This window comes from Neorhizobium sp. NPDC001467, assembly GCF_050275975.1.
Classification (GTDB): domain Bacteria; phylum Pseudomonadota; class Alphaproteobacteria; order Rhizobiales; family Rhizobiaceae; genus Neorhizobium.
Map to the genome: position 1 here is coordinate 408,201 of NZ_JBNNPS010000002.1, position 21,474 is coordinate 429,674.

At 60.7% G+C, this 21,474-nt stretch carries 21 protein-coding genes; 12 read left to right on the forward strand and 9 right to left on the reverse strand.

The window, feature by feature from the left end; translation table 11 throughout:
- The first annotated feature begins 199 nt into the window (after positions 1–199).
- Positions 200–1,093: a TIGR02587 family membrane protein gene (locus tag ACQKKX_RS06670; protein ID WP_427570111.1), complete on the forward strand. Its 894-nt coding sequence runs from the start codon at positions 200–202 to the stop codon at positions 1,091–1,093.
- 9 nt (positions 1,094–1,102) lie between these two features.
- On the forward strand, positions 1,103–1,510 hold the full coding sequence (locus tag ACQKKX_RS06675) for a TIGR02588 family protein (RefSeq protein ID WP_427569710.1): 408 nt from the start codon (positions 1,103–1,105) through the stop codon (positions 1,508–1,510).
- A gap of 71 nt (positions 1,511–1,581) precedes the next feature.
- Here the strand turns inward: ACQKKX_RS06675 and ACQKKX_RS06680 are convergent, their stop codons facing one another.
- Positions 1,582–2,106, reverse strand: coding sequence for a DUF992 domain-containing protein (locus ACQKKX_RS06680; protein ID WP_427569711.1), 525 nt, complete (start codon positions 2,104–2,106; stop codon positions 1,582–1,584).
- 132 nt (positions 2,107–2,238) lie between these two features.
- Positions 2,239–3,123: a helix-turn-helix domain-containing protein gene (locus ACQKKX_RS06685; protein WP_427569712.1), complete on the reverse strand. Its 885-nt coding sequence runs from the start codon at positions 3,121–3,123 to the stop codon at positions 2,239–2,241.
- Between the two features lie 112 nt (positions 3,124–3,235).
- Between ACQKKX_RS06685 and pobA the strand changes: the two genes are divergently transcribed.
- The 6 genes from pobA to ACQKKX_RS06715 all read left to right on the forward strand — a co-directional run bounded on the left by pobA (position 3,236) and on the right by ACQKKX_RS06715 (position 10,511).
- Entirely contained in the window at positions 3,236–4,405 is a 1,170-nt protein-coding gene (gene pobA, locus ACQKKX_RS06690) for a 4-hydroxybenzoate 3-monooxygenase (protein ID WP_427569713.1), read from the forward strand.
- Positions 4,406–4,545: 140 nt separating this feature from the next.
- Complete coding sequence (locus tag ACQKKX_RS06695) at positions 4,546–5,595, forward strand: NAD(P)-dependent alcohol dehydrogenase (RefSeq protein WP_427569714.1); 1,050 nt, start codon at positions 4,546–4,548, stop codon at positions 5,593–5,595.
- A 168-nt stretch (positions 5,596–5,763) separates the two neighbouring features.
- Complete coding sequence (locus tag ACQKKX_RS06700; RefSeq protein WP_427569715.1) at positions 5,764–8,058, forward strand: FdhF/YdeP family oxidoreductase; 2,295 nt, start codon at positions 5,764–5,766, stop codon at positions 8,056–8,058.
- Positions 8,055–8,357, forward strand: a complete 303-nt coding sequence (locus ACQKKX_RS06705; RefSeq protein WP_427569716.1) for a hypothetical protein — start codon at positions 8,055–8,057, stop codon at positions 8,355–8,357. Before ACQKKX_RS06700 ends, ACQKKX_RS06705 begins: the two co-directional genes overlap by 4 nt.
- Positions 8,358–8,619: 262 nt before the next feature.
- Positions 8,620–9,174 (forward strand): DUF2585 family protein, encoded by a 555-nt coding sequence (locus ACQKKX_RS06710; protein ID WP_427569717.1) that lies wholly within the window; start codon positions 8,620–8,622, stop codon positions 9,172–9,174.
- 74 nt (positions 9,175–9,248) lie between these two features.
- Entirely contained in the window at positions 9,249–10,511 is a 1,263-nt protein-coding gene (locus ACQKKX_RS06715) for a glycosyltransferase (RefSeq protein ID WP_427569718.1), read from the forward strand.
- Between the two features lie 16 nt (positions 10,512–10,527).
- Here the strand turns inward: ACQKKX_RS06715 and ACQKKX_RS06720 are convergent, their stop codons facing one another.
- Entirely contained in the window at positions 10,528–11,505 is a 978-nt protein-coding gene (locus ACQKKX_RS06720) for a polyprenyl synthetase family protein (protein WP_427569719.1), read from the reverse strand.
- A gap of 90 nt (positions 11,506–11,595) precedes the next feature.
- Between ACQKKX_RS06720 and fni the strand changes: the two genes are divergently transcribed.
- From fni to ACQKKX_RS06740, 4 genes are all read left to right on the forward strand, one after another.
- On the forward strand, positions 11,596–12,627 hold the full coding sequence (gene fni, locus ACQKKX_RS06725) for a type 2 isopentenyl-diphosphate Delta-isomerase (protein ID WP_427569720.1): 1,032 nt from the start codon (positions 11,596–11,598) through the stop codon (positions 12,625–12,627).
- 108 nt (positions 12,628–12,735) lie between these two features.
- Positions 12,736–13,914 (forward strand): lycopene beta-cyclase CrtY, encoded by a 1,179-nt coding sequence (crtY, locus tag ACQKKX_RS06730; RefSeq protein ID WP_427569721.1) that lies wholly within the window; start codon positions 12,736–12,738, stop codon positions 13,912–13,914.
- Entirely contained in the window at positions 13,907–15,406 is a 1,500-nt protein-coding gene (locus ACQKKX_RS06735; RefSeq protein WP_427569722.1) for a phytoene desaturase, read from the forward strand. Before crtY ends, ACQKKX_RS06735 begins: the two co-directional genes overlap by 8 nt.
- A complete protein-coding gene (locus tag ACQKKX_RS06740; RefSeq protein ID WP_427569723.1) occupies positions 15,396–16,322 on the forward strand; it encodes a phytoene/squalene synthase family protein in 927 nt (308 codons plus the stop codon). The genes ACQKKX_RS06735 and ACQKKX_RS06740 overlap by 11 nt, the downstream gene beginning before the upstream one ends.
- Here ACQKKX_RS06740 and ACQKKX_RS06745 read toward each other — a convergent pair whose 3' ends face one another.
- The 6 genes from ACQKKX_RS06745 to ACQKKX_RS06770 all read right to left on the reverse strand — a co-directional run bounded on the left by ACQKKX_RS06745 (position 16,323) and on the right by ACQKKX_RS06770 (position 21,471).
- Positions 16,323–16,835 carry a sterol desaturase family protein gene (locus ACQKKX_RS06745; protein ID WP_427569724.1) on the reverse strand — a complete coding sequence of 171 codons (513 nt, stop codon included), beginning with the start codon at positions 16,833–16,835 and terminating at the stop codon, positions 16,323–16,325. It abuts the gene before it with no gap.
- Complete coding sequence (locus tag ACQKKX_RS06750) at positions 16,832–17,617, reverse strand: fatty acid desaturase (RefSeq protein WP_427569725.1); 786 nt, start codon at positions 17,615–17,617, stop codon at positions 16,832–16,834. The genes ACQKKX_RS06745 and ACQKKX_RS06750 overlap by 4 nt, the downstream gene beginning before the upstream one ends.
- Positions 17,618–17,630: 13 nt before the next feature.
- The gene (locus ACQKKX_RS06755; RefSeq protein ID WP_427569726.1) at positions 17,631–18,839 is read right to left on the reverse strand and encodes an ABC transporter permease; all 1,209 of its coding nucleotides are present in this window, start codon (positions 18,837–18,839) and stop codon (positions 17,631–17,633) included.
- Positions 18,836–19,777: an ABC transporter ATP-binding protein gene (locus ACQKKX_RS06760; protein WP_427569727.1), complete on the reverse strand. Its 942-nt coding sequence runs from the start codon at positions 19,775–19,777 to the stop codon at positions 18,836–18,838. The genes ACQKKX_RS06755 and ACQKKX_RS06760 overlap by 4 nt, the downstream gene beginning before the upstream one ends.
- Positions 19,778–19,903: 126 nt before the next feature.
- Positions 19,904–20,872 (reverse strand): hypothetical protein, encoded by a 969-nt coding sequence (locus ACQKKX_RS06765; RefSeq protein WP_427569728.1) that lies wholly within the window; start codon positions 20,870–20,872, stop codon positions 19,904–19,906.
- Positions 20,869–21,471, reverse strand: coding sequence for a hypothetical protein (locus ACQKKX_RS06770; protein WP_427569729.1), 603 nt, complete (start codon positions 21,469–21,471; stop codon positions 20,869–20,871). The genes ACQKKX_RS06765 and ACQKKX_RS06770 overlap by 4 nt, the downstream gene beginning before the upstream one ends.
- Positions 21,472–21,474: the final 3 nt, after the last annotated feature.

The following is a 21,474-nucleotide window of genomic DNA, read 5'->3' on the forward strand; positions in this document are numbered from 1 at the left end:
TTTTCGTCAGCATCATCGTCCGGCGACGACGGTTGAAAAACCGCCGCGGCAACGAGGCGCATCTCTGCACCGTCCGGTCCGCCTTGCACGAAGGGCCTTGCTCTCAGCAGCTCATCCTGTTTTCCGTACGGCAATCATGCTTGCTCAGGCGCCGGCGGGCGCTATGTCGTTTCCGGGACTTTGCGGAGCATCTCTCATGATGAACAATGCCACAGCATCAGCCGAAGATCTGCGCCTGGAGCGCAACCGTTTTCTGGCGGGGCTTTTGCGTGGTGCCGGAGGCGCGCTGATCTTCGGCCTGCCGATGCTGATGACGATGGAGCTTTGGTCTCTCGGCTTCACGATCGAGCCTCTCCGCCTGTTGCTGTCCGTCACGCTGACGGTGCCTTTGCTGTTCATCCTTGCCCAGCGCATGGGGTTCGAGCGCACGTTCACCTGGCACGAGGCCATTCGGGACGCGACCGTCGCCTTTGCGATCGGCATTGTCGTCAGCCTGGTCTTGCTGGTGATGCTTGGCGTTCTCAAGACCGGGATGCCGCCGGACGAGTGGGTCGGAAAGGTGGCGATCCAGTCTATCCCGGCCTCGATCGGCGCCTTGCTCGGCCGCAGCCAGCTCGGCGGCCAAAAGGAGGATGACGAGGAGGCAGGCGATGAGGCTGATGAGGACCCGGACGAAGAAGACGAAGCGGATCGGATTGGCAGCAGCTACCCCCGCGAACTGTTCATGATGGCAATCGGCGCGCTGTTCCTCAGCCTCAATGTCGCTCCGACGGAGGAAGTTGCTCTCATTTCCTACAAGATGACCCACTGGCACACGCTGGTCGCGATCTTCGCATCGATCACTCTCATGCATGGCTTCGTCTATGCGCTCGCCTTTCGCGGCGGTCACGAACTGTCTGAGGACACGCCACGCTGGCACGCTTTCGTCCGTTTTACGGTGCCCGGCTATGTCATCGCCGTCGCGATCAGCCTCTATGTTTTGTGGGTCTTCGGACGGCTGGACGATACGGCCTGGACACAGATCCTGATGACGACAATCGTGCTTGCCTTTCCGGCGTCGATCGGTGCGGCGGCAGCACGTCTGATCCTGTGAGGTAGTAAAATGAGTAAGGCCAAGGGACGCCAGACCGAAACAAATGATCCGCACTGGATCGAATGGACGACCGGGACGGTTTCCTGCATTCTTGTGGGATCCATGATCGGCTGGATCGCGTGGCAGGCCATTACCGCGACGGAGGAGCCGCCGCTTTTGTCGGCCACCGTGACCCGCATCGAAAAGGAACGCGATCTGTTCCGGGTGGAGTTCGAACTGGGGAACGCCTCACCCACGACGGCGGCCGCCGTGACGGTGATGGGCGAAATCGGCGAGGCCGCGCAAACCGTGGAAAGCGCGGAGGTCACGTTCGACTATGTTCCCGCCCAGTCGAAAGCGCGAGGGGCAATGCTGTTCCGGACAGACCCCGCCGGGCGCGATCTGCGCATCAAACCTGCCGGCTATACCGAACCGTAAGCTGTCACGATAAACGAAAAACGCGCCTTGTCAGGGCGCGTTTCTCCATTTGTGTTGGCTTGGGGCTGGTCTTAGTTGACCGAAGCAAGCGTCATCGACGTACCGGTTGCCGCGATGTTCAGGCCCAGCTGGCCGGTTACGCTGACCGTCTGCAGGTGAATGGAACCGGTCGTGCCGCCGACCAGAATATTGGCACCGACGCCTGCGCCGACGGTCGCTTCAGCCGTGGCGCCCTGATAGATGCCGCCGAGCGAACCATGGTGGTAACCGGCCGTCGGGGCGAGTACCGCCCAGATCAGACGGCTGCGCGTCGTGAAGCCGATGTCAACACCGAGCTTGCGGATGGCACCGGAATAATGGTCAAGCGGTTCACCGTCGATGGTCGACTTGAAGACGCAATCGACTTCCTTGGCCGATCCGAGAATATAGCCGGCACCGCCCCCGATATTGCAATCGAGATAGCCGATCTTGACGCCGTTACGCGAACCTTCCTCAACCACCACGGAGCGCTCGCGAACCATGTCGGCGGCATTGACGGCGCCGGCGGTAGCGACAATAGGTGCGGCGGCAAGTGCCAAGGCGATAATCTTCTTCATGTCAGTCTCCTTCGTAATCCCTGTTGCCGCCATCTTCATTTCGGCGATGAGACGCGCTGGCTGTGCGTTAACGAACGCGTCGACAATTCGATCCATCGCCATGGCATTTTCGCGGCAGAGCACTGCGAAAGGTTAACGGGACGTGCGCGGCTGTGCACTATCCTCCACCGAAATCCGTTGTCGGCGCCGATAGTCGCGCGGCGACAGGCCGGTTCGCAGGCGAAACGAACGGGAGAAATAGGCAGCGTCGCAAAAGCCCAGCCCTTCGGCGATGTGGCCGATGCTCGCATCGGTCAGTGCCAGCGCGCGCTTTGCCTCGTCCATGGCGCGCGCGCGGATGAGGTCATGTGCCGTCATGCCGGTCACCTTGCGGACGACCCGATTGAGATGGGTCGGCGACAGCCCCAGCCGGGCGGCATAGTCGGAGGCGCTGAGCTGCTCGCGAAAATGGCGGCCGATCATGTCCCTCAGCGCTTCGACATGCCGCAGTGCTTCGCTTGCGCCTATATTCTTTTCGGCGTCAGGACACTGGCGCTGAACGAGGCCCGCGATGACAGCCAGATAGGCATTGATCAGGCGGGCCCGGTCCGGGCGTGCGGCGTTGTATTCCTCGGCAATGCGACCGAAGGTCTGGTGAACATATATGGCATCTGGACTTGCGGGATCGAAATCGACGACCCGGATCGCCGTGCCGTCGCAAGCCGGGGCGGGACGGTCCGTCGCGGCGGTGATGACGAGCCCTGCGATATCCCGTGAAAAACGAAAGCCATGGACCTGGCCGGACGGAACCAGAATAACGCAAGGGGGTACAAGCGCGACGGAGCGATCATCGAAAAGCACATCGCCGGACCCGCTGCCGATGTACAGGAATTGCTCGAACCGCTCGTGACGGTGAAGGCCTATTTCCCACCGATGGATGCTGCTTCGCGCGGCAATGGTTTCGCAATGAACCCGCAGATCCGGGGCATTGCCGCCGCTTTCGCCGTAAAGGTCGTAGGTCGGAATGATGGCCGGCATCGGATGCGTCCCCGCGAGAATGTTCGATTTGTGCAAGATCGTGCCGCAAATGTCCATTGAATGCGGACCGGTCCTTGTTCAAGCTTCCCGCGCACCATTCTGGGAGGATATCGTGCGCACGCAGGTCGTCATCATCGGCTCGGGCCCTTCGGGTCTGCTACTTGGTCAGTTGCTGGGCAATGCCGGTATCGACAACATTATTCTCGACCGTGTCGGCAAGGCCTATATTCTTGGCAGGGTACGGGCCGGCGTGCTGGAGGAAGGTACGGTGGGCCTTCTCGAACAGGCAGGCGCGGCCGCGCGCATGCGGGAGGAAGGCCTTTTGCACGATGGGTTCAGTCTCGCCTTCAACGAGCGCGATCACCGCATTGATCTTCACGCACTGACTAAAAAACGCGTCATGGTCTACGGACAGACGGAACTGACGCGCGATCTGATGGACCAGCGCGAGGCGGCCGGCTACCAGACCGTTTACGAGGCGGAGGATGTCACGCCCTGCGCCTTCGACGGCGAAAGGCCGTTCGTGACCTATCGCAAGGAGGGCGTGCTCCACCGCATCGATTGCGATTTCATCGCCGGCTGCGACGGATATCACGGCATCAGCCGAAAATCTGTGCCGGAACGTTCGGTCGCGACATTCGAGCGGACCTACCCGTTCGGATGGCTCGGCATTCTCGCCGACGTTCCACCGGTTGGTCACGAACTGGTTTACGCCAACCACCCGCGCGGTTTCGCCCTCTGCTCGATGCGCTCGGCAACGCGCAGCCGCTACTATATTCAGTGCTCGCTGGAAGAGAAGGTGCAGAACTGGAGCGACGATCGCTTTTACGATGAGTTGCGGCGCCGTTTGCCCGCCGCCCATGCGGAAGCCCTGATCGTCGGGCCCTCCTTCGAGAAGTCGATCGCGCCGCTCCGCTCCTTCGTGGCAGAGCCGATGCGGTTCGGCACGCTTTTCCTCGTCGGCGATGCCGCTCACATCGTGCCGCCGACGGGCGCGAAGGGCCTGAACCTCGCCGCCAGCGACGTGCATTACCTGTTCGAGGGGTTGCGCGATCATTATCTCGATCGGTCGGAGCTGGCTCTCGCGCACTATTCCGACCGCGCCTTGAAGCGGGTCTGGAAATCCGTGCGGTTTTCGTGGTCCATGACGATGCTGATGCACCGATTTCCGGAGGGCGGCGAGTTCGGCCAGAAAATCCAAGAGGCGGAACTGGATTACCTGACCCATTCTACCGCTGCTGCCACGTCACTTGCCGAAAATTACGTCGGTCTCCCCTATTGATTCCACCGCCCGCACCAGGTCGGAGGATCGTGCAATGATCTCGGCGGAATGAGCTGGCCGATGCTGGTTTGCGATCTTATGTTCGACCGCTCGGCCATGCCCGGCCGAGTTTCATTCAATCAAATCGGAAGGTTCTCATCATGGCTATTGCCAGAGGCTATGCCGCGACGGATGCATCCAAACCCCTCGCTCCCTTCACCTTCGAACGCCGCGAACCCAACGACGACGATGTCGTGATCGACATCAAATATGCCGGTGTCTGCCACTCGGATATCCATACGGTCCGCAATGAATGGGGCGGCGCTGTCTATCCGATCGTGCCGGGCCATGAAATTGCAGGCGTCGTGACGGCGGTCGGTTCCAAAGTTACCAAGTTCAAGGTCGGCGACCATGTCGGCGTCGGCTGCTTCGTCGACAGCTGTGTCGGTTGCGCCGCTCGCGATGTCGACCTAGAGCAGTACATGCCGGGCCTCGTACAGACCTATAACGGTGTCGAAGCCGACGGCAAGACGCCGACGCAGGGCGGTTACTCCGACCATATCGTCGTCAAGGAAGGTTACGTCATGTCCATCCCGGACAACCTTCCGCTGGATGGGGCCGCACCGCTTCTATGCGCCGGCATCACGCTTTATTCGCCGCTGCATCACTGGAAAGCCGGTCCGGGCAAGAAGGTTGCGATCGTCGGCATGGGTGGCCTCGGCCATATGGGCGTCAAGATCGCCCACGCCATGGGTGCCGAAGTAACGGTCCTCAGCCAGTCGCTGTCGAAGAAGGAAGATGGCCTGCGTCTCGGTGCAGATCACTATTACGCGACCAGCGACAAGGAGACCTTCTCCAAGCTGGCCGGCACGTTCGACCTGATCATCTGCACGGTTTCGGCAGAGATCGACTGGAATGCCTATCTGGGCCTGCTGAAGGTCGACGGTTCGTTCGTTGTGGTCGGTATTCCGGAACATGCGATTCCGGTTCACGCATTCTCGCTTGTCCCGGGCCGCAAGAGCATTTCGGGCTCGATGATCGGCTCGATCAAGGAAACCCAGGAAATGCTGGACTTCTGCGGCGAGCACAACATTGTCAGCGAAATCGAGCTGATCGACATCAAGGATATCAATGAAGCCTATGAACGTGTCGTCAAGAGCGATGTCCGCTACCGCTTCGTCATCGATATGGCGACCTTGAAGGCGGCATGATTTCTCGACAATTCGTGAAATTCCTGACGGGCCGATCGCAAGATGGGCCCGTTTTTCATGTCCTGTGCACGCGCCATCATGACCTATCGGTGCCGTGATAGATTTTTTCTATCAGCCTATGGAATTGATCGGCTTGAACATTTCCGCGGTTTGCCCGAAATGCGGCATATGGACACAGGATTTATCGGAAAAAAATCGTCTGCCGCTGGCGGATGGGGTGCATTGAAAAGCTGCGGCAAGCAGCTCTTGAAAAGTGGTACGCCGCTGTCGGGCGCGCGTACCATGTTGAAGGCCAACCAGCCGGACGGATTCGACTGTCCCGGCTGCGCCTGGGGTGATCCCGCCCATGGTTCTTCCTTCGAGTTCTGTGAAAACGGCGTCAAGGCCGTTGCGTGGGAATCGACCGAGAAGCGCGCCACGCCCGAGCTCTTCGCAGCCAATACCGTCTCCGACCTTCGCAAACTGACCGATTATGAACTCGAGCGTCATGGGCGCCTGACGCATCCGATGCGTTACGATGCTGCAAGCGACAAGTATGTTGCCGTCGAATGGGCCGAGGCGTTTGCAGAAATCGGCAGCATTCTGAAGGGTCTCGACAGCCCCGACAGGGCCGAATTCTACACATCCGGCCGCGCCAGCAACGAAGCCGCCTATCTCTATCAGCTGTTCGTGCGGCTCTATGGCACCAACAATTTCCCCGACTGCTCCAACATGTGCCACGAGGCGAGCGGCGTTGGCCTTCGCCAGTCGATCGGCGTCGGCAAGGGCACGGTTCTGCTCGAGGATTTCGAAGAGGCCGACGCCATCTTCGTCATCGGCCAGAACCCGGGCACGAACCATCCGCGCATGCTGGGCGACCTGCGTCGCGCTGCCATCCGCGGTGCAAAGATCGTGGTGTTCAACCCGGTGCGCGAGCGCGGTCTGGAGCGGTTCACCGATCCGCAAGACAAGCTTGAAATGCTGAGCGGCGGCGCGACCGATATCGCCAGCGATTACCTTCAACCGCGCCTGGGTGGCGACATGGCTGCCGTGCGCGGCATGGCGAAGGCTGTGTTTGCGGCGGAAGATGCAGCAATCGCGGCCGGCCTTCCGCCTGTTCTCGATCATGCCTTTCTGGCCGAGCACAGCATCGGGCTTGCGGAATATCGCGCCGCAGTCGATGCGACCGACTGGGCGCAGATCGAAGATCAGTCAGGCCTGTCGCGTCAGCAGATCGAGGCCGCGGCCAATATCTACATGAAGGCCGAGCGGGTCATCTGCACCTGGGCAATGGGCGTGACGCAACACCTGCATTCCGTCGCGACCATTCGTGAGATCTCCAACTTCATGTTCCTGCGCGGCAATATCGGCAAGCCGGGTGCAGGCCTTTGCCCGGTGCGTGGTCATTCCAACGTTCAGGGCGACCGCACGGTTGGTATCAACGAGAAGCCGCCGGTTGCCTTCCTCGACGCATTGGAAAAGCATTTCGGCGTTGCGATGCCGCGTCACGAAGGCCATAACGTTCTCGCCGCGATCGGCGCCATGCTCGACGGTTCCGCCGAAGTGTTCATCGGTCTCGGCGGCAATTTTGCCCGCGCGACGCCCGACAGCGCGCTTGTTGAAAAAGCCATGCGCCGCATGAAGCTGACGGTGAACATTGCCACCAAGCCGAACCACTCGCATCTGATGCCGGGCGAAATTTCCTATGTCTTGCCGTGCCTTGGTCGCACGGAAATGGATGTTAACGCTCAGGGCGTGTCGCAGCTGATCAGCGTCGAGGATTCCATGAGCATGGTGCATGGATCGGCGGGCATCAACCGCCCGGCTTCTCCGCTCTTAAGGTCCGAAGTCGCCATCATCGCTGGTATTGCGGAAGCCACCGTCGGGAACGGCGTGGTCAACTGGTCGGAACTTGCCCAGGATAATGATCGGATCCGCGACCATATCGAGGCGACCATCCCGGGCTTCGAAAATTATAATGAGCGCTTGCGCAAGCCGCGCGGCTTTCATCTGCGCAATGCCGCGGCCCATCGCGAGTGGAACACCATCAAGGGCAAGGCAACCTTCTCGGACGTGGCGCTGCCGGCTGAAACCGTTCATCAGCGCGCGAACAAGGGTGGCGGCAACTTCGCGCTGCAGACGTTCCGTTCGCACGACCAGTACAACACCACGGTTTACGGTCTTGATGACCGCTATCGCGGCGTCTACGGGGAGCGTCAGGTCATCTTCATCCATCCCGCCGATCTGGAGGCGATGAACGCCGCTGCCGGTGATCGGATCGACGTCGTGACCGAGAGCAATGACGGTATCGATCGCGTGGCCGAAAATTTCCGCTTCGTCCCTTATGATATCCCGCGCGGCAGCATTGCCGGATACTATCCCGAACTGAACGTTCTGGTGCCGCTCGGCAGTGCGGGCGACGAAAGCGACACGCCGACGTCGAAATCGATCATGGTGTCGTTCCGCAAGCGGCAGGTGGCGTGACAACGGATGCCGCAGATCCCGAGCGTTTTCTGACGCTCGTCGCGGCAGAGCAGGGACGTGACCCGACGCTTACATCGATCCAGGCGGCAATGGTGGTTGCCGCCCGGCTCGGCATTGCTGGCGACAGCCGCAGCTTTGCACGTATTCTCGATATCGAGCATGCCCTGACGCTGCGTGAGCTCAATGCGCTTGCCGACAGGGGCGATATCATCATCCTGAAACGGGATGAACGAACCTTGCGCACATTCTATCGCCTTGCGGGCGACGTCTCGGCTGAGGCGAAAAGCACGTCCTTGTAGTCACGATGTCGAGCCAGACGGCCGCCGGTTTCGCGACCGTCACGCTTCACGGCGATCGGGCTGGGCGCCCGTCGACGTATCGTCTGGCGCGCAACCGCAGCGCATGCCCACTATGGCTGGCGTCGATCAGGCGCTGCTTGAGAGCGCAATATCCAGTTGCATCTTGGTACGGTATAAATTTCCGCGTAACGCTGGGCGAAGTCATGACAGGCGCTAGATATCTGATTTCGCCGGATCATCCGCGCATGGATCATGCAATACCGTGACGTCGAAACATCAAGCACCCCCTGTCTGGCATTACTGGCTGCTTTCCTTTTTCATCATTGCGGTGCAAATCGCGGTTCTTCTGCTTTTGGACAGGACATGGTTCTGCACTTGCGGATATGTCACGCTTTGGCAGGGCATGCCGGATCCGGCCCAGAATTCGCAACAGCCGATCGATCCCTATTCGTTTATGCACGTCGCATTCGGCTCTGTTCTGTTCATCTGGCTGCAGGCGATCAGGCCCACCTGGCCTATCTATCGTCGCGCGACCTATGCGGTGGCGAGCAGTTGCATCTGGGAAATTGCGGAGAACCTTCCCTTTGTCATCCATCTTTTCGGAGCACAGGGAAGCGGGCTCGATTATTCCGGAGACAGTATCGTCAACTCCGTGGGGGACACGTTGGCCGTCATTCTCGGCTTTGCGGTCGCTTCCCGCCTGCCGCCGATCGTAGTGGTCTCGGGTATCGTCCTGATCGAGATTGCAACATTCTTCATGATCGGCGACAGCATTCTGGCTGGGTTGCTGCGGGTCACCACGTCCCTTGTGGCGTAAGACCTCGTCCATGACAGCGGACGCTGCCCTGAAAACCCTGGAACCTGCCGACCTTGCTTCTTTAGGAAACGCCCGTGCACTTCGCTCTCATCTGCCTGCCGTTCAAAAGCCATATCGCGGTCTTCGAAACGCTGGGCCAAGCGTTGCAGCAGCGCGGTCATCGGGTGAGCCTTCTGGTCAACAGCGGCGCAGAGACCGAGGTCCGCTCGCCATTGCCGGTCTATCCGATCGCCGGCACCAGCAAGCGGCAAATCGACCGACTGATCAAGATGGCGTCGCGGCCAAACGGTCCGCTTGGCGTGCTGAAGACGGTTCATGGTACCGCCGGTCTTTCGGAGGCATTCTGCCGGCACGCACCGGAACGGCTGCGGGCGCTTGGCGTCGATGCGGTGCTGGGCGACCAGATGGAACCTGCAGCGGGTCTCGTCGCGCGGTATCTTGGTCTGCCGCTCATATCGATTGCCTGCGCCGTCGCGTTGAACCGAGATGAAGGCATACCGCTACCCTTCCTTCCGTGGCCTTATGATAAGAGCCCGAATGGCGTCAGGCGCAACAGGGGCGGCGAGCGGATCGCCCGTCTCTTGCTGACGGAGCAGCGTCGGTTGATCATGCGCTGGTCGGCGCGCTTCGGGCTGAAGCTTGCCGGAGACGACCTGCAATCCTGCTTTTCCGAGATCGCGACCATCGCGCAGACGACAGAAAGCTTTGACTTCCCGCGCACGGCCAGCAGTCGCGGCCTCCATATGGTCGGGCCACTGCGGCGCGACGAGCCACAGCCGCAGCTGCCATTTGCGATCGATCCTTCAAGGCCTTTCGTCTTCATGTCGCTCGGAACGCTGCAGGGGCATCGTTTCCGGCTTTTCCGCGCTGCGGCCCGTGCCTGCCGTCAATTGGATGTGCAGTTGCTCGTCGCCCATTGCGGCGGGCTCACCGAAAAGCAGGAGGAAAAGCTGGGCGCCACCTGGGTCACCGATTTCGCACCCCAGCGCGCCGTCCTGGAACGCGCCGATCTGTGCATCACCCATGGCGGGGTCAATACGGTTATGGACGCGCTCGAATGCGGCGTGCCGCTGATTGCGCTGCCCATTGCCTTCGATCAGCCGGGCGTGGCCGCCCGGATCGTCCATCATGGTGTGGGCGTGCGTCTGTCTGCCACGCTGCTGACCGCCGCGCGCATGAAGGCTGCGATCCGTACGGTGCTGTCGCAGCGCAGCTATACCGACCGCGCCACGCAGATCGGTCGTTCCATTGCAGAGGCTGGCGGTTTGAACCGGGCGGCCGACATCATCGAGAACGTCCTGGCCGATTATCTGCAAAAGGATGATCGCAACAGGTGAGCGGTCGCAATGCCGATCAGACCGTAAGCGGGCCGCTGGGCACGAGGCCTTCGATTGAGCGCAGCATCAGCCGGATCGGCTCCTCGTCCACGCCGCATCGACCGAGCGTCAGGTCGGCGGATTCCAGATGGTCTAGGTAGATGTGACGCGTGACGGTCTCGCCGTTCACACTCATCATGCTGCTCTTTCCGACGTCCTTCCGCACATCCTTTCCGAGCGCATTCTCGGTTGCGAGCGTGTCCAGAAGATCGTCCAGGGCCTGGAATGCGGAGCCGACGTGAAAAGCGAATTTCGACAATGCGGCGGCGCGTTCCGCTGACCGGTTGTCGAGTACGGAAGCCATTTCCGCCATGGCGGCGAAAAGCCTGCCCGTTTTCAGCCAGTTCTTCTCCTCTACGCCGACGCCAAGGTCGGTGCCGTCGCTGAGGTCTATTTCCTGACCAGCAGCCAGCCCGGTATGCCCCACGGCATGGCTGAGGATCGCGACGAGCCTGGCACGTACGTGTGGCGGAACACCCTCCAGGTTGGAAAGCACATTCATTCCGCGGGTCAGCAGCGAGATCGCTGCGAGGATGGCGGTCGCCTGTCCATAGACGACATGCGTGGTCTGCTTGTCCCGGCGCATCTGCGCGTCGTCCATGCAGGGCAGGTCGTCGAGGATAAGGGATGCGGTGTGAACCATTTCCACGGCGCACCCCATGTCGATGGCGGCATCAAGATGGTCATCCTGCGGAACGGAAAGAACGAGGAGGAGTGGCCGAAACCTTTTTCCACCGCCAAGCAGGGCATGCCGCATGGCTCCCACCAGCCTGGGCGGCGTGTATTCACCCAGTTCAAGCAGGGCATGGAGCCTGTCTTCGATCCGTGACTTCAGCTTTTCAATAACGAGCCGGCAGTCTGTGTTCGTATTCTCTCTGGACGACAAGGCGGTGTAGCGATCCGATTTCTTATGTTCGTCGTTCAGAAGAGAAATTTCCGCTCGTGTGCAAGACATTTTGCAAGCCTAACCTATATCCAACTTCTACGCCGGCTTGCCGGGAATCCCAGAGTATCTGTGGCACTTTGCGCCAGTTGAAAGGACCAAATGCTTATAGACCGAAAAAAACAGCATTTGGATATCGTTTTAGGCGGGGTTCCGGTTTCGGCTACAATCGGAGCGGGTTTTGACGCCATTCGGTTCGAGCATGTCGCTTTGCCCGAGATCGACATGTCGGACATTGATTTGTCGACACGATTTTTGGGAAAAGAGATTTCAGCACCGTTTCTGGTCAGCTCGATGACCGGAGGGGCGGAGAAGGCCGAGCTCATCAATCACAATATCGCTATTGCTTGCGAGGCAATCGGCATCCCGTTCGCCGTCGGATCGCAACGGGTGGCGATCGATACGGATGCGGACTGGGGCATGAACCGTGCCTTGCGCCGTCTGGCACCTTCCGTTCCGATCCTTGCCAATATCGGCGCTGCACAGCTGAATACCGGTTACGGGATCGATCAAGCGCGCCGGGCGGTTGAGATGATTGATGCCGACGCGTTGATCATTCATCTCAATCCCCTGCAGGAAGCCGTTCAGCCCGAAGGCGATCGGAACTGGGCCGGTCTTACCGGCAGGATCGGCGAACTCTGCGCGGCGCTGCATGTGCCTCTGGTCGTAAAAGAGGTTGGTGCTGCCATTTCGCCGACAGTGGCGGCCCGGTTGATAAATCTTGGCGTCACGATCATCGACGTTGCCGGCGCCGGCGGGACGAGCTGGGCGGCGGTCGAGGCGGCCCGTGCGAGGACGCCCGCGGAAGCGGCGGTCGCATCGGCATTTGCGGACTGGGGGCAGCCAACGGCACGCGCCATCTCGTCGCTTCGGCAGGCCCAGCCCGATATTTTCATCATTGGCTCGGGGGGCGTCCGCAATGGTGTCGATGCTGCCAAGGCGCTTCGGCTGGGTGCGGATCTGGTTGGACAGGCGGCTTCGGTTCTAAGGTCCGCAACCGTATCGCCGGAGGATGTCATCAACCATTTCGAAGTGATGACGGCGCAGTTGCGCGTAGCCTGTTTCTGTACCGGATCGTCGAATATCGCCCAATTGCGATCGGCAAGATTGGAGGCTGCACCATTTACGGTTTGAATTCCGCGGCCGCGCAGCAGGCCGGTCTGTCCTCGCGCTGTCGCCCGGTTCGCGCCGGCATGCTCCGCTCGCTCTGCGGCTGGTGCGGCCGGGGCCGGAGCGCATGCCTTGGCTGAAACCGCCCTTCCTCTCGTCCTGATTGGCGCGGGCCTTGCCAGCGCGCTGATCGCAAAACGGATGTCGCATCAGGATGCGGAGCTGCCCATCCTCATCCTGGAACAGCACGACACGCCGTTCGGCAACCACACCTGGTCGTTTCATGATGCCGATGTCGACCGCGCCGACATGCAATGGCTGCGACCGATGATCGCGCATCACTGGGACGGACAGTCAGTGCGGTTTCGCGGGCATGAACGCCACTTGCCTTCCGGATATGCGTCCCTGACGTCGGGCTCGGTCCTTGGTGCGATGAAGGGGCTGGCGAATGTGACGATCCGCGGCGGCATGACTGCCTCCTCCGTGCAACCGGATGGGGTCATCCTCTCGGACGGCAGGGTGCAGGCCTGTTCCTGCGTCATCGACTGCCGAGGCTATCGACCAAGCGCCGCCCTCGTTCTGGGCTTCCAGAAATTCCTGGGCCTCGAAGTCGAACTGTCCGAACCCCATGGCCTGATCGACCCGGTGATCATGGATGCAACGGTCGACCAGTTGGACGGGTACCGTTTCGTCTATCTGCTTCCGTTGTCGCCAACCCGTCTGCTGATCGAAGATACCCGTTACTCGGACGGTGGCGAACTGGACGACGAGGCGCTGACGGCAGATATTGCCGCCTATGCCAGCGACAAGGGCTGGCACATCGTGGAAGAGCTGCGGCGGGAACGCGGTGTCCTTCCCATCGCGCTTGCGCACGACCTTGAGAAATTCTGGTCGGAACTGCCGACGGACATTCCCCAGGCGGGCATGCGCGCGGCCTTGTTCCATCCTACCACCGGCTACAGCCTTCCCGACGCAGTGAAGGTTGCAAATCTGGTGGCGGAAAGCTGGCCGATCGGAAGTGTCGCCCTTGCCGAAAAAATCCGGATACATGCAGCCGACCAGCACCGGAAACATATTTTCTATCGGCTGCTCAACCGGATGCTGTTTCGTGCCGCCCGCCCGGATCGCCGCCATCTCGTGCTGGAGCGCTTCTACAAACTGCCGACGCCGCTGATCGAGCGTTTCTATGCCGGCCGAACGCATGCGCGCGATATCGCCCGTATTCTCATCGGCAAACCGCCCGTACCTCTTCACCGCGCGCTCATGTGCCTGCGCGAGGCCTCGCTCATAAAACGGAGACCCCATGCATAATTCAGGAAGGACGGCCGCGGTCATCGGTGCCGGTTTTGGCGGGCTCGCGCTTGCAATCCGTCTCCAAAGCGCCGGCATTCAAACGACGATCTTCGAAAAGCGCGACAAGCCGGGCGGTCGCGCCTATGTTTATACCGATGATGGCTTCACCTTCGATGCCGGGCCGACGGTCATTACCGATCCCGATTGTCTCGAACAGCTCTGGACACTCTCCGGCCGGCGGATGTCGGATTATGTGACGCTGCTGCCGATCACGCCATTCTACCAGCTGTGCTGGGAAGACGGTTACCGCTTCGACTATGCCGACGACCAGGACGCCATCGACCGTCAGATCGCCGAAAAATCGCCGCAGGATGTCGAAGGCTACCGCCGCTTCCTGGCCTATTCGCAGGACCTCTACCGCGAGGGTTACGAAAAACTCGGCACGGTGCCCTTTCTGAACTTCTGGTCGATGATCAAGGTCGCGCCGCAACTGGTCAGGCTGGAGAGCCATCGCAGCGTGTATTCCAAGGTAAGCCAGTTCATCAAGGACGAGCAGCTTCGGCAGGCTTTCAGCTTTCACAGCCTGCTGGTCGGAGGCAATCCGTTTCGCACGTCATCCATTTACGGATTGATACACGCGCTGGAACGCAATGGCGGCGTGTGGTTTGCCAAGGGCGGAACCGGAGCGCTCGTGGCCGCGATGGCCCGTCTTTTCAGTGATCTTGGCGGCACCCTGCGCGTTAATGCCGAGATCGACAGGATTGATGTGAGGGACGACCGGGCCAAGGGCGTGGCGCTTCGGGACGGCAGCTCTTTCGAGTTCGACCAGATCGCCTCCAATGCCGATGTGGTCAATACCTACAAGCATATGATGCGCGGCACGCCGCGCGGGGAAAAGAACGGCAGGGCGCTCGAAAAGAAGAGTTTTTCGATGTCGTTGTTCGTCGTCTATTTTGGCCTCAAGACCACCCATCCCGAACTCAAGCATCACATGGTCCTGTTCGGGCCCCGCTACCGCGAGCTGATTGCCGACATATTCGACGCGGATAGCCTTGCGGACGATTTCTCGCTCTACCTGCATGCGCCCTCGGTCACGGATGACAGTCTCGCGCCAGCGGGATCGAGTGCCTATTACGTGCTTTCCCCTGTTCCGCATCTCGGCACTGCGGATATCGACTGGACGGTCGAGGGTCCGAAATATCGCGACCGGATCCTGAAATACCTGAACGATCGCTACATTCCCAACCTGCTAGACGATCTGGTGACGACGCGGCATTTCACGCCGCTCGATTTCCGCGAGGAACTGAACGCCCATCTCGGTTCGGCTTTCTCGGTCGAACCCATCCTGACGCAAAGCGCCTGGTTTAGGCCGCATAATCGCGACGATCAGATTTCCAATCTCTATATCGTCGGAGCCGGCACGCACCCGGGCGCAGGCGTTCCGGGTGTTGTCGGCTCGGCGAAAGCCACTGCGGGCCTGATGATCGAGGATGCCGGCCATGAGCGATGAGGTCATTACCCGCAGCGAGGCGGCGATCGCGCAGGGCTCGCAGAGCTTCGCAGCCGCCGCCCGTCTTTTCGACCGGGCAACGCGGGACGACGCGGTCATGCTCTATGCATGGTGCCGGCATTGCGACGACGTCATCGATGGCCAGACATTGGGTCACGACCAGCAGATCGATTTTCGCCGCGGGCAGCAGGCGCGGCTGGACATTTTGCGGCAGAAAACATCCGAAGCGCTGGCGGGGGAGGGGGAGCGCGGTGATCCGGTATTCGAAGCGTTGCGCCGCGTCGTCGAGCGCCACCAAATCCCGCAGCGTCATCCGGCAGAGTTGCTGAACGGCTTCGAGATGGACGTCTGCCAGCGGGATTACGTGACCCTCTCCGAGACGCTGGACTATTGCTACCACGTCGCCGGCGTGGTCGGCGTCATGATGGCGAGGATCATGGGCGTGCGCGATGCTGCCACACTGGATCGTGCCTGCGATCTCGGTCTGGCCTTCCAGCTGACGAATATCGCGCGCGATGTGGTAGAGGATGCAAGGGCCGGGCGCGTTTATGTCCCCCGCGAAATTCTGGCAAAATACGGCATCGGCGCGATCGATCCCGAAAGCCGGTCGCAACGGCCGGCCCTTCATGCGGCTGCCGTGGAGCTGCTTGATATCGCCGAGCGCTATTACCAGTCCGCGCAGTGTGGACTTCCGGCATTGCCGCTGCGGTCGGCCTGGGCGATCGCGACCGCCAGCCGCGTCTACCGGGCCATCGGCTCCAAATTGCGCGCGGCCGGACCTGCAGGCTGGGATAGACGAATCTCGACGACGAGGGCGGAAAAAGCCGGGCTCCTGTCTCTGGCACTGGGCGACGTGGCACGCAGCCGCGTGGCAAAAGCCGATCTTCCCCGTCACGGTCTGTGGCAGCGGCCTTGATCAGTCGCGGGTCGCCGGTCCCTCCGGCAGGGCGTCGGAATCGAACTTACGCTTGTTGGCGTGCAGCTTGCCGACAAGCCGGTCGACCGGTTCGGCATAGATGAACCCGAACGACACGCATCCATCGCGACCTTCGACAGCGTGATGAAGGCGGTGCGCCTGATAGACACGCTTCAGATAACCCTTGCGGGGAATGTATTTGAACGGCCAGCGCTGATGGACGAGCCCGTCATGCATGACGAAATAGAGCAGCCCATAAATGGAAATGCCCACCGCGATCCACCAGAGCGGCCATAGCCAGAACGAGCCGACCCAGAACAGGCCGATGGCGAACAGGGCAAAGATGACGGCGTAGAGGTCGTTCTTCTCCAGGGTCTCGTCATGCGGTTCGTGGTGGGACTTGTGCCATTTCCAGCCCCAGCCATGCATAATGTGTTCATGTGACCATGCGGCAAACCATTCCATGAATACCACGGTTCCGACGACCAGCAGAACCGGAACGGCGTAGCTCATAAGGTTTTCCATGCGCGACCTCTGTCTTTTTGTGCGTCTCGTTGCGACCGTCGCTGTGCCGGCAGCCTCCACCATGGCACGCGCGGCGCATCGTGATGTTCATGATGATAGCCGAAATGAAAACACGTCAGCAAGGATATCAGCGCCGGGAAATCGTTGCTGCGTGCCCTGTGCCGATCGGTGAAGGCGACATCCTCGACTTTATGGGGGCGATAGGTGCCGAAGTAGAACAGCTGGATGGAAGAGAGAAGTGCCGGCAGCGCCCAGAAGGCCAGGATGGCGGGAAAGCGCTCGCGAAGGATGAGGACATAGATGGAGACGGCCACGGTCAGTATGCCGAATTCCCGCCAGCCGAAATAGGTGCGGAAGAATTTCAGATACCAGGGCCAGAAGCGCGATGAATGATGTGCATCGAAATCCGGATCGTCCGCCGTACCCGAATGACGATGGTGGTCGTGATGGCTGCGATAGAGCTTGTCGTAGGAAAAGCCGGCATAGATGAATACGCAGATACGGCCGATCGCGGTGTTGAGTTTCCTCATGCCGGGGGCGAGCGACCCGTGCATCGCGTCATGGGCAACGATGAACAGGCCGACACTCAGCCAGCATTGCAAAGCGATGACAAGAGGTGCCACGACCATCCGTCCGGGAAGGCTCCAGTCGACAAGGAAGATGGCCGTCACGTGAACGCATAGCCAGGACGCGGCGATGACCAGAGCCAGGCCCATCCCGATCATCACATCCTTGTAGGCGAACAGGGCAGCACGGATCGACGTGGCCATGGGAGCGGTATCCTCAATACCTCAGGCGCCGTCGGGAAACGAATAGAGCGACCAGCGTTCCCGTCACGGCAAGCGCAAGGATGCAAGATAATTCGGGAATGAGGTCCGGCAAGGGTTGGTGTCGCCACAGGGCCCCGTAATAGGCCTCGATCACCCAGGCGTTGGGCGTGAAAAGGCCAAAATGCTGCAACCATCCCGGCATCATGAACCGGGGAACCATCGATCCGCCAACCGCGGAAAAGATCAGGACCACGAAGGTCGATAGCGTATGCGCCTGTTGCCTCGTCGCGCAAAGCGAGACGATTGCGAGCGCCAGACCGGATGCGCCGCAGGCGGCTGCGAGCGTGATGACGAGCCACGCGCCCCGGGCATGGGCTACCTCTACATCGTAGACGAACGCCGCGACGGCAAAGATCAGCGAGACCTGAACGAAGCCCTGAAGTGTAAGATAGACCAGCTTTCCCAGAACCACGATTTCGGTTCCCGCCCTTCCGACCGCGATCCGGTCCAGGATACCGGAGTTCCTTTCATCGATCAGGGATGCGGCGTTCTGCAATGCTGCAAATAGCAGGAAGAGGATGGAGACGGCGCCCGCATAATAGGTAATCGTCGCATCGGCGCCCCGGCTTCGTCCCAGGATTTCTGTATGGACGAACCCGCCCGGACCCGCTTCAACAGCGCCGCCCTGCGCCTTTTTCAAGGTCTCGATCATGGCCATCAAGCGCCCGTTCTGCGCAGGCGTCAAGGGGCCGACAGCGGTTTCGAGCGCCGCCACGGTTCGGAGCATTGCCAGGTCCGGCATCTGGCGCGCAACGGCTTCTTGCAGCCGCGCGGACAGGATCGCTCCCGCCATCAGCTTGGACGGCTCGATCAGTATCGTGATCGGCGGCGGGTTCTGACGTGTCAGATCCTTGCCGATTATAAGCCCCACATCCGCCTCTCCCTGTTCGACAAGCGCGCGGATATCGCGCTCAGTCGACGGCGCCGGCTGGAGCATGGACAGGGACGGATCGGCGCGCAGCGCCTGCTCCAGGCGCAACGCCATCGGGTCGTCATTCATGCGCCCGACCGCGACCTTGAATGTCATGCTGTCGGACGCGCTGGCCGCGAAGATGGACGCAAACACGACGAAGATTGCTGGCGGAAGCACGAAGGCAAGAACGAGCGCTCCGCGATCACGCAGCAAACCAAGTGTCATCACGCGAAGAACGGCAAAGATCACATCAAACCTCCAGAGCGCACCTGACCGAGATCGGTAACGCGCGCAACCAGCGTTTCGAGCGAGGGTTTCCGCACGCTCATCTCCTTCGGCTGCAATGCTGCGCGGGCAAGATTATCGGACAGTTCCGGCAGCGAAATGCGGCCGATCATGCGCCAGTTCAGGCCGTCATGGGAGACGGAAAATCCGAGCTGGCGCATTGATGCCTGCTGTTCGGGTGACGGCGGGCGGCCGAAGGTGAGGCCGATTTCGGACTGCCCGGGAAACGCTGTCTCGATTAGTGCCCGCGGATCGCCCTGCAGGTCGATCACGCCATTGTTCAGGAACCCGACCTTGTGAGCGATTGCTTCGACCTGTTGCAGGTCATGGGTAATCAGTAGAATTCCAATACCGCCTGCCCCCAGTTCCGACAGGAGTGCTTCAAGCCCGGTACGTGCTTCGAGATCGACGCCCACCGTCGGTTCGTCAAGAACGAGCAGGGCCGGATGCTGCAACAGGGCGGCGGCGATGTTCACCCGGCGCTTCCAGCCGCCCGACAGGGTTGCCACCCGTTCGTTCAACCGTCCCTCAAGCCTGGTAGCGCCTGCGATCTCATCTACTGCAAGCTTTGTGCCGCGGCGGCCCAACCCGCAGAGCCGGCCGAACACCTCAAGGTTTTCAAGTACGGTCAAATGCGGGTAAAGCGCGATCTCCTGCGGCACCAGACCTATGCGATGCAGCGACCTTTTTGCGGGCTGGCCGGCAACGGTAATGACGCCGGCGGCCGCGAGCAGGCGACCGCAGATCGCGCGCACCAGCGTCGTCTTGCCTGCCCCGTTGGGACCGAGAAGACCGAAAATTTCGCCGGCTTCGATCGTCAGATCGAGACCTTTGAGGATGTCCCTGGTGCCGTAGCGGGTCCGCAGTCCATTCACCATCAATGCCGCCGGCAGGTCCGTCATATCAATCCGCTTTCCTCAAGGTTGATGTCGCGCATCGCCGAACAAGGTGGCGAACCGCATCGAAAGCGCGGCACGGCGAAGTGTAGAGGCTTATCGATGTTCTTCGCAGTCATCGGCTCGCATCTCTCAGGCCCGAAAGGGGGTCGTCAGAATGCTTTCCTCTTCCTTGCGGCCTCCACCTGGCAGGATATCATCGTAGCGATGCGATCGCCTGCGAACGTGTGTACCTTCAAGATGGTGATCGATATCGATACCGATCGCGATCATGCTCCTTTGCCACGGGCGGCTTGGCCTTTCATGGACAACGCCTTCAAAGCGGACACTCCTGTGGTTTAGGCGGTATTGAACGTCGGGGTAGAGGTCGGAAAGCGTGCCGTCGACGAAATTTCTCCGGGGCAGTCCGATCGACAGGAGAGACTGTTCCTGCGCAAGGGTTGCCAGCCTTCTGAGCCTGTTCAGCAGCAGGAGGTCGAGGCTTTCGTCTAGGTCGAGCTGCAGGACCCAATCCGTGGTGCTCAAATCCTGGATGAAGTTCCGCTGGGCATGGAATTGCCGGTTCAATGGTCGGCAGACCACCCGTAGCTCGGCAAAACCGGTAGCCGGTTCCGTCCAGTCGTCGGCGGCACGGTCGAGGACAATGATGCATTGCGCCAGTTCCTGCCTGATCGCCTTGAACTTTTCGAGCGCAAGATCCAGTTCGTGCGCGCGGCACATGATGCCGAGCGTCAACGGCATCGGCGCCAAAGTCTCGAGCGGGATGGTCGTTGCCATGCCGGCCAGCCTGCTATGCGGATCGGCAAGTGCGTCTTCCTGGTCACGGCTCTGGGGCCTGGCTGCCAGGCCAAACCGCGCCGCGAGCATCCGCAACGTATAGATGTCGCAACCGAAATCCTGTTCCTTTGTGCAGGCCATGACGCCTTCACCGTTTGCCATCTCGATGGATCCGGCGACCGCATCAAGGTCCTCGTAAAGCATGCCGCAGTGGGAGCATTCGAGAGCAAACCATTTTTCGACACCGCCGAAATCGAGGGTGCGCGCGGTCTCCTGAATGCCGTGGGCACGGCAAAGACCGCACCGTGCGTCAAACGCGGTCATTCCAGCCCCTCGCGCCGGGCAGGGTGAATCCGAATTCTGCCCTCCCGTTCCTGTTGTCGGAACCAGGCCTCCTCCGCCTTCCAGGCATGGCCGTTCCAGCCCTCGAAGGAAAACGCGAAAACCTGTAAAGGGGGCGCATCTGCCGCAAGCGCACGCAGCTTGCTGTAGGTATAGATGAAACCCGAACTCACAGCGGCGTCACTTGCCGCCCCGAGATTGCGCAGCGCCTCGCGCGCCAATCGGTGATCCTCCTCTTCGATATGGGAGACCGCTTTGCCGCTTTCGGTCAAAAGGCGGGCAAGGTCATCGAAGCAGCATTCCGCGCCGGGGTCCTCGCTGCGGGGAAAAACCAGTGTCACCAAGTGGGCAGCCTGTATTGCGGGCCTTTCGACGAAGGCGGGATCGCTCAGCCATTCGCGCGCCTGCCCGCCGCGGCTGACAAGGACGAGCTCGGTAACGCGCGAGCCGGATGTAGTGCCGAAGCCGGCCGTGTTGTTGAAACGCGTCACCCAGCCGGACTGATCGATGGCGTTGTCATGATCCACGAATGTCGGGCAATTGCCGACGACGCAGGTCTCGTTTGGCGCAATTGTCTTCATCCT